This window comes from Kosakonia beeri, from assembly GCF_054165705.1.
The window spans coordinates 3,774,292-3,787,650 of record NZ_CM135106.1; the positions used below are offsets into that span (position 1 = coordinate 3,774,292).

Annotated in this window: 15 protein-coding genes; 8 read left to right on the plus strand and 7 right to left on the minus strand. The window is 54.7% G+C overall.

Annotated elements, in window-relative coordinates; all coding sequences use genetic code 11:
• Nucleotides 1-32 precede the first annotated feature (32 nt).
• Together panE and yajL are read left to right on the plus strand one after the other, a co-directional pair.
• Entirely contained in the window at nucleotides 33-944 is a 912-nt protein-coding gene (gene panE / locus ACUY4S_RS17880; protein ID WP_312688993.1) for a 2-dehydropantoate 2-reductase, read from the plus strand.
• Nucleotides 907-1,500, plus strand: a complete 594-nt coding sequence (yajL, locus tag ACUY4S_RS17885; protein ID WP_312688991.1) for a protein deglycase YajL — start codon at nucleotides 907-909, stop codon at nucleotides 1,498-1,500. The genes panE and yajL overlap by 38 nt, the downstream gene beginning before the upstream one ends.
• A 48-nt stretch (nucleotides 1,501-1,548) precedes the next feature.
• Here yajL and thiI read toward each other — a convergent pair whose 3' ends face one another.
• On the minus strand, nucleotides 1,549-2,997 hold the full coding sequence (thiI, locus tag ACUY4S_RS17890) for a tRNA uracil 4-sulfurtransferase ThiI (protein ID WP_312688989.1): 1,449 nt from the start codon (nucleotides 2,995-2,997) through the stop codon (nucleotides 1,549-1,551).
• Nucleotides 2,998-3,210: 213 nt separating this feature from the next.
• Here thiI and xseB point away from each other — a divergent pair, with 213 nt between their 5' ends.
• The 4 genes from xseB to ACUY4S_RS17910 are packed head-to-tail and all read left to right on the plus strand — an operon-like array spanning nucleotide 3,211 to nucleotide 7,274.
• A complete protein-coding gene (xseB, locus tag ACUY4S_RS17895; RefSeq protein WP_312688987.1) occupies nucleotides 3,211-3,453 on the plus strand; it encodes an exodeoxyribonuclease VII small subunit in 243 nt (80 codons plus the stop codon).
• Nucleotides 3,454-4,353, plus strand: coding sequence for a (2E,6E)-farnesyl diphosphate synthase (ispA, locus tag ACUY4S_RS17900; RefSeq protein ID WP_312688986.1), 900 nt, complete (start codon nucleotides 3,454-3,456; stop codon nucleotides 4,351-4,353).
• Nucleotides 4,354-4,378: 25 nt separating this feature from the next.
• Nucleotides 4,379-6,241: a 1-deoxy-D-xylulose-5-phosphate synthase gene (gene dxs, locus ACUY4S_RS17905; RefSeq protein ID WP_458022044.1), complete on the plus strand. Its 1,863-nt coding sequence runs from the start codon at nucleotides 4,379-4,381 to the stop codon at nucleotides 6,239-6,241.
• A gap of 58 nt (nucleotides 6,242-6,299) precedes the next feature.
• Nucleotides 6,300-7,274 carry an aldo/keto reductase gene (locus ACUY4S_RS17910; protein WP_458022045.1) on the plus strand — a complete coding sequence of 325 codons (975 nt, stop codon included), beginning with the start codon at nucleotides 6,300-6,302 and terminating at the stop codon, nucleotides 7,272-7,274.
• A gap of 81 nt (nucleotides 7,275-7,355) precedes the next feature.
• Here ACUY4S_RS17910 and pgpA read toward each other — a convergent pair whose 3' ends face one another.
• The 6 genes from pgpA to nrdR all read right to left on the minus strand — a co-directional run bounded on the left by pgpA (nucleotide 7,356) and on the right by nrdR (nucleotide 11,458).
• Complete coding sequence (gene pgpA / locus ACUY4S_RS17915) at nucleotides 7,356-7,871, minus strand: phosphatidylglycerophosphatase A (protein WP_312688983.1); 516 nt, start codon at nucleotides 7,869-7,871, stop codon at nucleotides 7,356-7,358.
• Complete coding sequence (gene thiL, locus ACUY4S_RS17920) at nucleotides 7,849-8,826, minus strand: thiamine-phosphate kinase (RefSeq protein ID WP_458022046.1); 978 nt, start codon at nucleotides 8,824-8,826, stop codon at nucleotides 7,849-7,851. The genes pgpA and thiL overlap by 23 nt, the downstream gene beginning before the upstream one ends.
• Nucleotides 8,827-8,901: 75 nt before the next feature.
• On the minus strand, nucleotides 8,902-9,321 hold the full coding sequence (gene nusB, locus ACUY4S_RS17925) for a transcription antitermination factor NusB (protein ID WP_253378922.1): 420 nt from the start codon (nucleotides 9,319-9,321) through the stop codon (nucleotides 8,902-8,904).
• A 21-nt stretch (nucleotides 9,322-9,342) separates the two neighbouring features.
• Nucleotides 9,343-9,813: a 6,7-dimethyl-8-ribityllumazine synthase gene (gene ribH / locus ACUY4S_RS17930; protein ID WP_312688976.1), complete on the minus strand. Its 471-nt coding sequence runs from the start codon at nucleotides 9,811-9,813 to the stop codon at nucleotides 9,343-9,345.
• A gap of 89 nt (nucleotides 9,814-9,902) precedes the next feature.
• The gene (gene ribD / locus ACUY4S_RS17935; protein ID WP_458022047.1) at nucleotides 9,903-11,006 is read right to left on the minus strand and encodes a bifunctional diaminohydroxyphosphoribosylaminopyrimidine deaminase/5-amino-6-(5-phosphoribosylamino)uracil reductase RibD; all 1,104 of its coding nucleotides are present in this window, start codon (nucleotides 11,004-11,006) and stop codon (nucleotides 9,903-9,905) included.
• A 2-nt stretch (nucleotides 11,007-11,008) separates the two neighbouring features.
• Nucleotides 11,009-11,458 (minus strand): transcriptional regulator NrdR, encoded by a 450-nt coding sequence (gene nrdR / locus ACUY4S_RS17940; protein ID WP_054804396.1) that lies wholly within the window; start codon nucleotides 11,456-11,458, stop codon nucleotides 11,009-11,011.
• A 153-nt stretch (nucleotides 11,459-11,611) separates the two neighbouring features.
• Here nrdR and ACUY4S_RS17945 point away from each other — a divergent pair, with 153 nt between their 5' ends.
• On the plus strand, nucleotides 11,612-12,163 hold the full coding sequence (locus ACUY4S_RS17945; RefSeq protein ID WP_312688972.1) for a SadB/YajI family lipoprotein: 552 nt from the start codon (nucleotides 11,612-11,614) through the stop codon (nucleotides 12,161-12,163).
• 290 nt (nucleotides 12,164-12,453) lie between these two features.
• Nucleotides 12,454-13,326 (plus strand): nucleoside-specific channel-forming protein Tsx, encoded by an 873-nt coding sequence (locus ACUY4S_RS17950; protein ID WP_458022084.1) that lies wholly within the window; start codon nucleotides 12,454-12,456, stop codon nucleotides 13,324-13,326.
• Nucleotides 13,327-13,359: the final 33 nt, after the last annotated feature.

A 13,359-nucleotide genomic window follows, 5' to 3' on the forward strand; every position in this document is an offset into this window, starting at 1 on the left:
ACACCTGGCGCAGTTGCAGGTGAGGAGGATAAATGAGAATTACCGTACTCGGATGCGGTGCTTTAGGGCAATTGTGGTTAACAGCGTTGTGCAAGCATGGGCATGAAGTACAAGGATGGTTACGTTTTCCACAGCCGTTTTGCAGTGTGAATGTGGTTGATGAAGACGGCTCCATTTTTAATGAATCCCTGACCGCCAACGATCCCGACTTTCTGGCCAGTAGCGATTTACTGCTGGTAACGCTCAAAGCGTGGCAGGTTTCTGATGCCGTCAAAAGCCTGGTTTCCATGCTCTCCCCTACCACACCGGTGTTATTGCTCCACAACGGTATGGGCACGGTTGAAGAGCTGAAGGCGCTGCCAAATCCCTTGTTGATTGGCACCACCACCCACGCCGCCCGTCGCGATGGCAATGTGATTGTTCATGTGGCCAGCGGCACCACGCATATTGGCCCGGCGCGTCAGCAGGATGGGGAGTTCAGCTACCTGGCTGATATGCTGCAAGGCGTGTTACCTGACGTGGCCTGGCATAACACCATTCGCCCGGCGCTATGGCGCAAGCTGGCAGTGAACTGCGTTATCAATCCGCTAACGGCGCTACACGATTGTAAAAATGGCGACCTGCGCGCCTTCCCCGAAGAGATCCAAAAGATCACCCGCGAAGCTGCCGCCGTGATCGAGCGGGAAGGCCACCATATTTCGCCAGATGATCTGTTATCGTATGTGAATCAGATTATTGAAAACACAGCTGAAAACATTTCGTCAATGCTGCAGGATGTGCGTGCGATGCGCCATACCGAATGCGATTACATCACCGGCTATTTACTGAGACGCGCCCGCGCGCATGGCATCGCCGTGCCGGAAAACGCCCGTCTGTATGAAATGATTAAACGTAAGGAGAGTGAGTATGAGCGCCTCAGCTCTGATATGTCTCGCCCCTGGTAGTGAAGAGATGGAAGCCGTCACCACAATAGATTTACTGGTGCGGGGCGGAATTAGCGTCACGACAGCCAGTGTCGCCAGCGACGGTAACCTCACCATTACCTGCTCACGCGGGGTGAAATTACTGGCGGATGCGCCGCTGGTCGAAGTAGCAGATGGCGATTACGACGTGATTGTGCTGCCCGGCGGGTTAAAAGGTGCTGAGTGTTTCCGCGACAGCCCGCTACTGGTAGAAACGGTGCGCCAGTTTCATCTTTCCGGTCGCATTGTCGCCGCTATCTGTGCAGCTGCCGGCACGGTACTGGTACCGCATGAAATTTTCCCCCTCGGGAATATGACTGGTTTTCCAGGGTTGAAAGAAACGATCCCTGCGGAACAGTGGCAGGATAAACGCGTGGTCTGGGATCCGCGGGTAAATTTACTGACCAGCCAGGGGCCAGGCACCGCTATCGATTTCGGTCTGAAAATGATTGATCTGCTGGTCGGCCGGGAAAAGGCCCACGAAGTGGCATCACAACTGGTGATGGCGGCAGGGATTTATAACTACTACGAAGCATAAAACCGTTATTTTAAGCCGGATAAGCGAGCCGCCTATCCGGCTTTTTATTTACGGGCGGTAAACCTTCACATTCTGGAAGCCCTGCTCACGCAGATAGAGCGCCTGCAGGCGGCTCATCACCCCACGCTCACACCACAGCAGCCAGGTTTTGCTCTGGTCCAGATCGCCGAATTTGGTGCTCAGCTTGTAGAAAGGCAGAGAAACCACATCAATGCCTTCCAGCTGTAATGGCTTATCGTCCTGTTCATCAATAGAACGGATATCCAGCACTACATCGTTCGGGCTAAAACCGCTGACCGTTTCAACCTCAACCACCTCTTGCTGGGTTTGTTGGGCAATCTCGCGGATATCAATATTACTGGCCTGCTCCACAACCTGGTCGAGAATAGCGAAATCGAAATGCGCTTCTTCTGCTTCGATCTTCGCTTTCACGGCCTTAACAGTCGGGCTTTTCGAAATCACACCACAATATTCCGGCATCGTGCGGGCAAAATCTTCCGTACCGATTTCGCGCGCCAGATCGATAATGTGCTCTTTGTCATAAGAGATCAGCGGACGCAGCACCAGCGTATCGGAAACATTGTCGATCAGTCGCAGGTTGGTCAGCGTCTGGCTGGACACCTGCCCCAGCGCTTCGCCGGTCACCAGCGCCTGCACGCCGTAGCGTTCAGCCACTTTTGACGCCGCGCGTATCATCATACGTTTCAGCACGACGCCCATCTGGCCGTCATCCACTTTTTCGAGTATCTCGCCAACCACCGGCTCGAAGTTAATCGCCACAAAGCGCACACGGTGCGAGCTGCCAAAACGGTTCCATAAATAATGGGCGACCTGGCGAACGCCGATTTCATGCGCCGCACCGCCGAGGTTGAAGAAACAGTAGTGCACACGGCAGCCGCGACGCATCAACATATAACTGGAAACACCGGAATCGAAACCACCGGAAATCAGCGAAAGTACATCTTCCTGAGTACCGATTGGGAAACCGCCGATGCCTTCGTAGCGACCTTTAACCAGCAGCAGGCGTTCGTCTTCAATTTCAAGGTTAACCGTCACGTCCGGATGCGTCAGCTTCACGCGCGCAGATTCAACATGCTGGTTCAAACCGCCGCCCACGTAACGCTCCACTTCTATGGAGCTGAACTCGTGCTTGCCGCGGCGTTTAACGCGCACACAGAAGGTTTTGCCTTCAATTTGCTCGCGGTATTGCACCAGCGCTTTTTCAAAAATATCGTGCAGAGAAGTGAACGGGACATCTTCCACTTCCAGAATATGGTGGATACCCGGAATACGGGTCAGCGCATCACGGATGGTCAAACGCTGGTTCTCATCTTTGGCGCGCACTTCAATGTTGTCCCAGTGGCGGACAACCGCGAGCGTCTCGTCGTACTGCTTCAGAACGTTACGAATGTTCCCGGTAAGAATTTTAATAAAGCGCAAACGCACAGATTGGCTTTTGATGGTGATTTCCGGGAACAATTTAATGATAAACTTCATGGCGGCAATGGTTCGTTGGCAAGCCCGTAGGCCTGTGAAGGGAAATAATACAGCAGCCCATACCCGCGGCTGCATCCAGGCGCGCAAGTATACCACCATCGCGAAGTTCTTGTGTAACGCATTACCAATGAGCGTTATTTGCTTAGTTCCGGGACTTCGCTACCATAACGTCATTGAATTGAGTCGTAACCACAGAAGAGTCAGACATTCACTATGCCAAAGAAAAATGACGCACCGGCCAGTTTCGAAACTGCGCTGAGCGAACTGGAACAGATTGTCACTCGTCTTGAAAGCGGCGATCTCCCGCTTGAAGAGGCGCTCAATGAGTTCGAACGCGGTGTGCAACTGGCGCGCCAGGGACAGGTTAAACTTCAGCAGGCGGAACAGCGCGTGCAAATCCTGTTGTCCGACAACGAAGAGGCCCCCCTCAAGCCTTTTGCCGCGGATACCGAGTAAATGGATTTTCATCAACAGCTTCAGGCCTGCGTTGAAAAGGCCAACGATGCGCTGCGCCGTTTTATCGAACCACTGCCCTTTCAGAACACTCCTCTGGTTGAGGCCATGCAGTATGGCGCATTATTAGGCGGTAAACGTCTGCGTCCATTTTTGGTATATGCGACCGGCACCATGTTCGGTGTTAGCCAGCAAACGCTGGACGCGCCTGCAGCCGCCGTGGAGTGCATTCATGCCTATTCGCTCATTCACGACGATTTGCCCGCCATGGATGATGACGATTTACGCCGCGGTCTGCCAACGTGCCATATCAAATTTGGCGAAGCAAATGCCATTCTCGCGGGAGATGCATTGCAAACGCTGGCGTTTTCCATCCTCGCCGATGCGCCAATGACGGAAGTCGCGCCACGCGATCGCCTGAGCATGGTGTCGGAACTGGCCATGTCCAGCGGTGTGGCAGGGATGTGCGGCGGCCAGGCAAAAGATTTAGCAGCAGAAGGTGAGCACATCTCGCTGGAAGCCCTGGAGCAAATTCACCGTCATAAAACTGGCGCGCTGATCCGCGCGGCGGTCAGACTGGGAGCGCTGAGCGCTGGCGACAGAGGCCGCACGGCATTGCCACTGCTCGATCGGTACGCAGAAAGCATCGGTCTGGCTTTCCAGGTTCAGGATGACATCCTGGATGTGGTCGGCGATACTGCGACGCTTGGCAAACGCCAGGGTGCCGACCAGCAATTGGGTAAAAGTACCTATCCCGCATTACTGGGTCTTGAGCAAGCCCGGACAAAAGCCCGTGACCTGATTGACGATGCCCGCCAGGCGCTAAGCCTGCTGTCGGCGCAGTCGCTGGATACAACGGCACTGGAAGCACTGGCGAATTATATAATCCAGCGTGATAAATAAACTAACATGCTATAACGAGTTGCTGATGAGTTTTGATATAGCCAAATACCCGACGCTGGCGCTGGTTGATACCACACAAGAGTTGCGTCTGCTGCCGAAAGAGAGCCTGCCGAAGCTATGCGACGAGCTTCGTCGTTACCTGCTTGATAGCGTGAGCCGTTCCAGTGGGCACTTTGCCTCCGGGCTTGGCACGGTCGAACTGACCGTAGCGCTGCACTATGTTTACAACACACCCTTCGATCAGCTGATTTGGGATGTGGGCCACCAGGCGTATCCGCATAAAATCCTTACCGGGCGCCGCGACAAAATTGGCACGATCCGCCAGAAAAATGGCCTGCACCCGTTCCCCTGGCGCGGCGAGAGTGAATATGACGTTCTGAGCGTCGGCCACTCCTCAACGTCGATCAGCGCCGGGATTGGCGTTGCCGTTGCGGCGGCAAAAGAGGGTAAACAACGCCGTACCGTCTGCGTTATTGGCGACGGGGCGATTACTGCCGGTATGGCGTTTGAAGCGATGAATCACGCCGGGGATATCCGTCCTGATATGCTGGTGGTGCTGAACGACAATGAGATGTCGATTTCTGAGAACGTCGGCGCGCTGAACAACCACCTGGCGCAGCTGCTGTCTGGCAAGCTTTACTCCACACTGCGTGAAGGCGGCAAAAAAGTCCTTTCCGGCGTTCCGCCAATCAAAGAATTGATTAAACGTACCGAAGAGCACATCAAAGGCATGGTGGTGCCGGGTACGTTGTTTGAAGAGCTGGGCTTTAATTATATTGGTCCGGTTGATGGTCACGATGTGCTGGGACTGGTGCAAACGTTGCGCAACATGCGCGACCTGAAAGGCCCGCAATTCCTGCACATTATGACGAAAAAAGGCCGTGGCTATGAGCCGGCAGAAAAAGATCCAATCACTTTCCACGCGGTGCCAAAATTCGATCCCACCAGCGGAACACTGCCGAAAAGCAGCGGTGGCATGCCTTCGTATTCAAAGATCTTTGGCGACTGGCTATGCGAAACGGCCGCAAAAGACAACAAGCTGATGGCCATCACACCGGCCATGCGTGAAGGCTCCGGCATGGTAGAGTTTTCACGCAAGTACCCGGATCAATACTTTGATGTTGCCATCGCCGAGCAACACGCGGTGACGTTTGCCGCGGGCCTGGCGATTGGCGGTTACAAGCCGGTGGTGGCAATCTACTCCACTTTCCTGCAACGTGCCTACGATCAGGTGATCCACGACGTCGCTATCCAGAAGCTCCCGGTGTTGTTCGCTATCGATCGCGCAGGAATTGTCGGCGCCGACGGGCAGACGCACCAGGGCGCGTTCGATATCTCCTACCTGCGCTGCATTCCCGATATGGTGATCATGACGCCGAGTGACGAAAACGAGTGTCGCCAGATGCTGTTTACCGGCTATCACTATGCCGACGGCCCCTGCGCAGTGCGTTACCCACGAGGCAACGCGGTGGGCGTGCCGTTACAGCCGCTGGAGAAACTCCCGCTGGGCAAAGGCGTGGTAAAACGCCGTGGTGAAAAGCTGGCGATCCTCAACTTTGGCACCCTGCTGCCAGAAGCGGAAAAAGCAGCGGAAGCGCTGAATGCCACGCTAATTGATATGCGATTTGTTAAACCGCTGGATGAGGCGCTGATCCTGCAAACCGCTGCCACGCATGAAACGCTGGTGACGCTGGAAGAGAACGCCATTATTGGCGGCGCGGGTAGCGGCGTGAATGATGTGCTAATGGCGCACCGCAAGCCGGTTCCGGTGCTCAACCTTGGTCTGCCGGACTTCTTTATTCCCCAAGGCACCCAGGATGAAGCACGCGCAGAGCTGGGGCTGAATGCTGCCGGGATTGAGTCGCGCATCAAAAACTGGCTCGCCTGACCCTCCCTTTCCGCTCCTGCTATGCTTAAACACAGGTTTTAATAGCAGGAGTGGAACCATGCAATACAACACATTAGGAAAAACAGACCTTAAGGTTTCCCGCCTTTGTCTTGGCTGCATGACATTCGGCGAGCCTGACCGGGGTAAGCACGCCTGGACGCTACCGGAAGAGAGTAGCCGCCCGATCATCAAACGTGCGCTGGAAGGTGGGATTAACTTTTTTGACACCGCCAATAGCTACTCGGATGGCAGCAGTGAAGAGATTGTGGGCCGCGCACTACGCGACTTTGCCCGCCGCGACGAGGTGATCGTCGCCACCAAAGTTTACCACCAGGTGGGTGATTTGGCCGAAGGCCTGTCGCGGGCGCAGATCCTGCGTTCAATTGATGACAGTCTGCAACGCCTGGGCATGGAATATGTCGATCTGCTGCAAATCCACCGCTGGGATTACAACACACCCATTGAAGAGACCCTCGAGGCGCTAAATGATGTGGTTAAAGCCGGTAAGGCGCGCTATATCGGGGCCTCTTCAATGCATGCCAGCCAGTTTGCGCAGGCGCTGTCGCTTCAACAACAGCATGGCTGGGCGCGTTTCGTCACCATGCAGGATCACTACAATTTGATTTACCGCGAGGAAGAGCGCGAGATGTTGCCGCTGTGCTACAAGGAAGGGGTGGCGATTATTCCGTGGAGCCCGCTGGCGCGGGGACGTTTAACGCGCCCGTGGGGGGAAACTACCGCGCGGCTGGTTTCCGATGAATTTGGCAAAACGCTGTACAGCGAAACCGATGAAAACGATGCGCGTATTGCCGAACGGCTGGCGGGTGTGGCAGACGATCTCGGCGCGTCACGCGCGCAGGTGGCACTGGCGTGGCTGTTAAGCAAACCCGGCGTCGCTGCCCCCATTATCGGCGCATCTCGCGAAGAGCAACTGGCGGAGTTATTCGGTGCGGTGGATTTAACGCTCAAACCGGAGCAGATTGCCGAACTGGAAACCCCTTATCAACAACACCCGGTCGTCGGCTTTAAATAACGGCCGAACTGCACGATGCCCGGCTACGCGTCACGTACCGGGCATGTGCGTAAACGCCGCAAGACGTGCAGCGTATCCGGCTTAAATTAGCCCAATTGGCCAGTGGTGACCAATCAGATACAGCAGACCTGCAGCGATGATACCGGCGACAATATCGTCCACCATGATCCCCATTCCGCCGTGGACGTTGCGATCAAACCAGCGGATTGGCCAGGGCTTCCACATATCCAGAATGCGGAACAGCACAAAGCCAACGGCCACCCACTGCCAGTCATTGGTAGGCAGCGCCATCAGGGTGATCCACATTCCTACAAATTCATCCCAGACAATGCTGCCATGATCGTGCACGCCCATGTCTTTGGCCGTCTGGTGGCACAAATAAACGCCAATGGAGATCCCCAGCATCACCAGCAATGAATAGAGCTGCCAGGGTAAAAACGTCATTCCCCACCAGAAAGGAATCGCCGCCAGCGACCCCATGGTTCCCGGTACCACCGGACTGAGACCGCTACCAAAGCCGGTGGCCAGTAAATGCCAGGGATTGCGTAAACTGAGGCGGCTCTTGGCGATATCTTTAGTGCGCGGCAAAATGGTCATATCCTTTCATGTCGAGCGTGACAGCCTTGCCGCCGCGCGTGAAATGCATTGCCTCTATATCCGCACTCATCTGCCCGATACAGGTAAACGGCACGCCCAAATGGCCAATCGCAACGTCCAGCGCCCCGCGATTCAACTCCGGCACGGTGAAGCACAGTTCATAATCTTCGCCACCGGAAAGCGCCCAGCGCAGCCGCTGCTCCGGTTCAACATGGCGACGCAACGCCTCTGAACAGGGCAACAGATCCAGATCGATACGCGCGCCGCACCCGCTGGCTTGCAGGATATGCCCCAAATCGGAAATCAGGCCGTCGGAAAGATCAATCGCAGAACTGGCGAGATGGCGCAGCGTCTGGCCATGCAGTACGCGCGGCGTGGGTCGCAAGTGACGCTGACGCAGGTATTGCGCATCGGCAGAGTTATCCACCACCAGTTGCTGCTGCAAAATAGCCAGCCCGGCAGCGCTGTCACCTGGTGTGCCAGTGACATAGATCCAGTCGCCCGGTTTCGCCCCGGAACGTTTCATCGCACGCCCTGCCGGAACATAACCGTGAATGCCGATAGTCATCGACAGCGGGCCGCGCGTGGTATCACCGCCGATCAGTTGCATATCATAGTAGTTAAGCTGTTCGAAAAGGCTGTCACTGAAGGCTTGAAGCCAGGCTTCATCTGCCTGCGGCAGGGTAAGAGCCAGCGTCATCCACGCCGGATCGGCGCCCACGGCAGCCAGATCGCTAATATTCACCGCCAGCGCTTTATACGCCAGATCGGCAGGATCAATATCCGGCAAGAAGTGGTTGCCCGCCACCAGCGTATCGACACTAATGGCCAGCGTCTGTTTTTCAGGAACATTGAGCAGTGCACAGTCGTCGCCGATGCCGGTTTCTACATCGCGACGGGAATTTCGTACCCGGTCAAAATAACGGGCAATCAGTGAGAATTCGCCGCATGCCATACGTTATGCCTCTGTAGAAAAAAGAAAAAGCCGGATCAAGCGTGCAGTGCGCAACGCTTGTCTCCGGCTTACGGATCATTTTTTGTGGGGGCGGATCGCAGGTGCGGCTTTATCCAGCACGCCGTTAACAAATTTGTGGCTGTCTTCGGCGCCAAAAGTTTTTGCCAGTTCAATCGCTTCGTTGATGGCCACTTTGTACGGCACATCATCACGTTTAGACAGCTCGAACAGCGCGATACGCAATACCGCTTTCTCGACCTGGCCCAGCTCTTCCAGCAGGCGGGACAGGTACGGCTTCATTAAGCCGTCGAGATATGCGCTATTAGTCGCCACCCCGCTCAACAGTTCACGGAAGTACAGAACGTCAACATCTTTAACGTCTTGCTCCGCCAGGAACTGGTATTCAACATCAGCGATGTCGTTCTGGGACAACTGCCAGGAGTAGAGCGCCTGAACGGCACACTCACGGGCGCGGCGACGAGCAGCAGGTTTCACGGAATTCCCCTTACAAAAAAATCAGGCCTTGATGGCCTTCAATACATTAATCATTTCCAGCGCGGTCAGTGCGGCTTCTGCACCTTTGTTACCGGCTTTGGTGCCAGCGCGTTCGATGGCTTGTTCAATACTTTCAGTGGTCAGCACGCCAAAAGCGACAGGGATTTCACTGTCCTGCGCGACGTGCGCCAGGCCGTTGCTTGCGCCACCGGCAACATATTCGAAGTGCGCAGTGCCGCCACGGATCACGGTGCCCAAGGCGATGACTGCGTCATATTGACCGGTTTTGGCCAGCGCGCCAGCTGCCAGCGGCAGTTCGTAAGCGCCAGGTACCCATACGACAGTAATATTGTCATCTTTCACCTGACCGATGCGTTTCAGTGCATCAACCGCGCCTTCAAGCAGGCTATCGTTGATGAAGTTGTTAAAACGCGCGATGGTGATGGCGACGTGAGCGTCTGGAGCAGCAACGTTGGCTTCAATAATGTTCATACATTTCCTTCACAGGTTCAGTTCGGACCCCGCAGGGGGGCGGATTTTATCATAATATTTTACGCGCTGCTTCCCTTTTACAGCAGGCATCACGCGTGGGTAAGATGCAGGCAGACATCCGGGCCGACCTGACGTATCTCATTGAATTTAAACTGCGGCGCATCTGCCAGCGCCGACAACCCCGGCAATAGACACAGACCGCGCGCATCGCTGCCCAGAAGTTTAGGCGCAAGGTAAACAATCAACTCATCCACCAGCCCAGCCTGCAATAACGCACCGGCAAGCTGCGCACCTGCCTCAACCCAGACGCTGTTAATTTGTTGTTTTCCCAGCAGCATCATCAGCGTAACCAGATCCGCATGTCCTTTATGTTCCGGCACAATGATCTCGCGCACACCCTGCGGCCAGACGCGATCATCTGCTTTTGTGCGGGCAAACCAGGTTTCACCTGACTGTTGACTGATCCGGTGCTGCGGCGTCACCCGATTCTGACTGTCGACCACAATGCGCACCGGCTGACGCACATTTTCCTGTGGATAAAGCACCTGAATATCGGCGCTTAATTCGTCCCAACGCACGGTCAGCGCCGGATCGTCCGCCAGCACGGTTGCGCTGCTGGTCAGAATGGCATGACTTTGCGCCCGCAACAGTTGCACATCGCGGCGCGCCTGCGAAGAGGTGATCCACTGGCTCTCACCGCTGACCATCGCCGTACGACCATCCAGTGAAGCGCCCAGCTTAAGTTGCACATACGGAAAACCGGTACGCATACGCTTCAGGAAACCTTTGTTCAGCGCTTCCGCTTCACTCATCATCAACCCATGCTGAGTGTCGACACCTTCCTGTTGCAGCCGATACAAACCACGGCCAGCCACCTGCGGATTGGGATCCTGCATGGCGGCGACTACGCGAGCGACACCAGCGGTGATAAGCGCTTCACAGCAGGGGGGCGTGCGACCATGATGGCTGCATGGCTCCAGCGTGACATAAGCCGTTGCACCGCGCGCACGATCGCCCGCCATACGTAAGGCATGCACTTCAGCGTGCGGCTCACCGGCGCGATAGTGGAAACCTTCACCAACAATCTCGCCATTGTTGACAATCACACAGCCGACACGCGGGTTCGGGTGAGTGGTAAAACGTCCGCGCTGCGCCAGTTTCAGCGCACGCGCCATGTATATTTCGTCCTGCATGCTTAGTCCTGTAGACGGGCGATCTCTTCGCCAAACTCGCGGATATCTTCAAAGCTGCGGTACACGGAAGCAAAGCGCACATAGGCGACTTTATCGAGCTTTTTCAGCTGTTCCATCACCAAATTACCGATCATTTTACTCGGCACTTCACGTTCGCCTGTTGCGCGAAGTTGCGATTTGATGTGATTCAGTGCCATTTCTACGTCATCAGCACTCACTGGGCGCTTTTCCAACGCTTTCAACATGCCGCTACGTAATTTATCTTCGTTAAACGGCTCGCGCACATCATTGCTTTTCACTACACGTGGCATGACAAGTTCCGCCACTTCGAAAGTGGTAAAACGTTCATTGCAGACCAGGCACTGCCGACGGCGGCGGACGGATGAGCCCTCACCCACCAGACGAGAATCGATTACTTTGGTATCCACGGCGAAACAGAATGGGCAATGCATACGGTGTCCTGACGTTAGAGTTAACTGAAATCTATTTTACCCCGAACTGGCATGACTACAAAGGCAGACCGTTTTTGAGATAATGGATCGATGGCAAGCGCGCCGCGGCGATCTACCATTATCCAACGCCTCTTTTTCCAGGAAACAGACACAATGACAAGACGTTACCTAAGAACACTCTTACTGGGAAGCCTTTTTGCCCTCAGTGCCTGCGCCCAGCAAAGCGAAGTGAGTCAGCTGCACAAAAACGTCAGTACGCTCAATAAAGAAATGACCAGGCTGAACCAAGAGACGGTGAAGATCACCCAGCAAAACAGCCTGAATGCGAAATCCGGCAGCGGCGTTTATTTATTGCCTGGCGCCAATACACCGGCGCGGCTGAACAGCCAGATTGGAATGTTGCGTATGTCGCTGCAGAACGTTGCGCCGAATGCTGGCGGTACCCGTGTCCTGCTTCGCATTCAGGGAGAATCCAACGATCCGTTACCGGCGTTCAGCGGCACAGTCGAATGGGGCCAAATCCAGGGGACCACGGAAAATTATCAGGAAGTCAATGTGCAGAATCAGCTAATTAACGCCCCTGCCAGCACTCTTGCGCCAAGCGATGTCGATATTCCGCTGCAGTTGAACGGCATTACGCCAGATCAATTAGGTTTTGTGCGCATTCATGATATCCAGCCTGCCGCTGTGCCAAATATGCAATAAGTTTCAGGGCGACATTGTCGCCCTTTCTTACTTTCTATCACCCTTTCTCTACTTTCCCTGCCTTCTGTCATCACATTCATAAAGTTGCAATATCAATAAATGCCAGTACAATCCCCGTCGTTTATTGCACGCAAACGTGAACGCAATCGATTACGCGTGTGTCAATAATGTGAAACAACACATATTTTTGTGAGCGTGGATACTTATAATAGGCGCCCATAAATATGAAACATTTATGTAATGCGTGCTTTCTTTCACTCCCTTCTGGGATCTCAATCAGTGGCGAAATGATGAAAAAAACTATTCTCGCAGCCGGTGCTGCTCTGGCGCTTTCCGCTTCTTTTACTGTTAACGCAGCGGATAACAGCAAACCCGAATACGTTTCCGACTGGTGGCACCAGAGCGTAAACGTGGTAGGGAGTTATCACACCCGTTTCGGGCCAGTTCCGCGTAACGATACTTACCTGGAATATGAAGCGTTCGCGAAGAAAGATTGGTTTGATTTCTACGGCTACCTGGATGCCCCGGTCTTCTTCGGTGGTAACACCGGTGCGAAGGGGATCTGGAACCACGGTTCGCCACTGTTTATGGAAATTGAGCCGCGTTTCTCCATTGATAAGCTGACCGGCACCAACCTGAGCTTTGGCCCGTTCAAAGAGTGGTATATCGCTAACAACTATATCTACGATATGGGTCGCAACGCTTCTGGCCGCCAGAGCACCTGGTACATGGGTCTGGGTACCGACATCGACACCGGTCTGCCGATGAGCCTGTCGCTGAACGTGTACGCCAAATACCAGTGGCAGAACTATGGCGCAGCCAACCAGAACGAGTGGGATGGCTACCGTTTCAAAGTGAAGTACTTCGTGCCGATCACTTCCCTGTGGGGCGGCCAGCTGAGCTACATCGGCTTCACCAACTTTGACTGGGGTTCCGATCTCGGCGACAGCCGTTACTACGTGAATGGCGAACAGGTACGCACCAACAACTCCATCGCGTCCAGCCATATCCTCTCTCTGGGTTATGATCACTGGCATTACTCTGTGGTTGCGCGTTACTGGCACAATGGCGGTCAGTTTAAAGATGATGCCGCCCTGGGTGGCGATGTCTATGCACGCTCTACCGGTTGGGGTGGTTACCTGGTGGTGGGCTACAACTTCTAATCCGCTGTTAGCACCGTGTGCCAACGCGTCAGA

What these genes read in the sequence shown, in the direction of transcription:
- panE (WP_312688993.1), top strand. Translation starts at nt 33, where the DNA reads ATGAGAATTACCGTACTCGGATGCGGTGCTTTAGGGCAATTGTGGTTA.
- yajL (WP_312688991.1), top strand. Translation starts at nt 907, where the DNA reads ATGAGCGCCTCAGCTCTGATATGTCTCGCCCCTGGTAGTGAAGAGATG.
- thiI (WP_312688989.1), bottom strand. Translation starts at nt 2,997, where the DNA reads ATGAAGTTTATCATTAAATTGTTCCCGGAAATCACCATCAAAAGCCAA.
- xseB (WP_312688987.1), top strand. Translation starts at nt 3,211, where the DNA reads ATGCCAAAGAAAAATGACGCACCGGCCAGTTTCGAAACTGCGCTGAGC.
- ispA (WP_312688986.1), top strand. Translation starts at nt 3,454, where the DNA reads ATGGATTTTCATCAACAGCTTCAGGCCTGCGTTGAAAAGGCCAACGAT.
- dxs (WP_458022044.1), top strand. Translation starts at nt 4,379, where the DNA reads ATGAGTTTTGATATAGCCAAATACCCGACGCTGGCGCTGGTTGATACC.
- ACUY4S_RS17910 (WP_458022045.1), top strand. Translation starts at nt 6,300, where the DNA reads ATGCAATACAACACATTAGGAAAAACAGACCTTAAGGTTTCCCGCCTT.
- pgpA (WP_312688983.1), bottom strand. Translation starts at nt 7,871, where the DNA reads ATGACCATTTTGCCGCGCACTAAAGATATCGCCAAGAGCCGCCTCAGT.
- thiL (WP_458022046.1), bottom strand. Translation starts at nt 8,826, where the DNA reads ATGGCATGCGGCGAATTCTCACTGATTGCCCGTTATTTTGACCGGGTA.
- ribH (WP_312688976.1), bottom strand. Translation starts at nt 9,813, where the DNA reads ATGAACATTATTGAAGCCAACGTTGCTGCTCCAGACGCTCACGTCGCC.
- ribD (WP_458022047.1), bottom strand. Translation starts at nt 11,006, where the DNA reads ATGCAGGACGAAATATACATGGCGCGTGCGCTGAAACTGGCGCAGCGC.
- nrdR (WP_054804396.1), bottom strand. Translation starts at nt 11,458, where the DNA reads ATGCATTGCCCATTCTGTTTCGCCGTGGATACCAAAGTAATCGATTCT.
- ACUY4S_RS17945 (WP_312688972.1), top strand. Translation starts at nt 11,612, where the DNA reads ATGACAAGACGTTACCTAAGAACACTCTTACTGGGAAGCCTTTTTGCC.
- ACUY4S_RS17950 (WP_458022084.1), top strand. Translation starts at nt 12,454, where the DNA reads ATGAAAAAAACTATTCTCGCAGCCGGTGCTGCTCTGGCGCTTTCCGCT.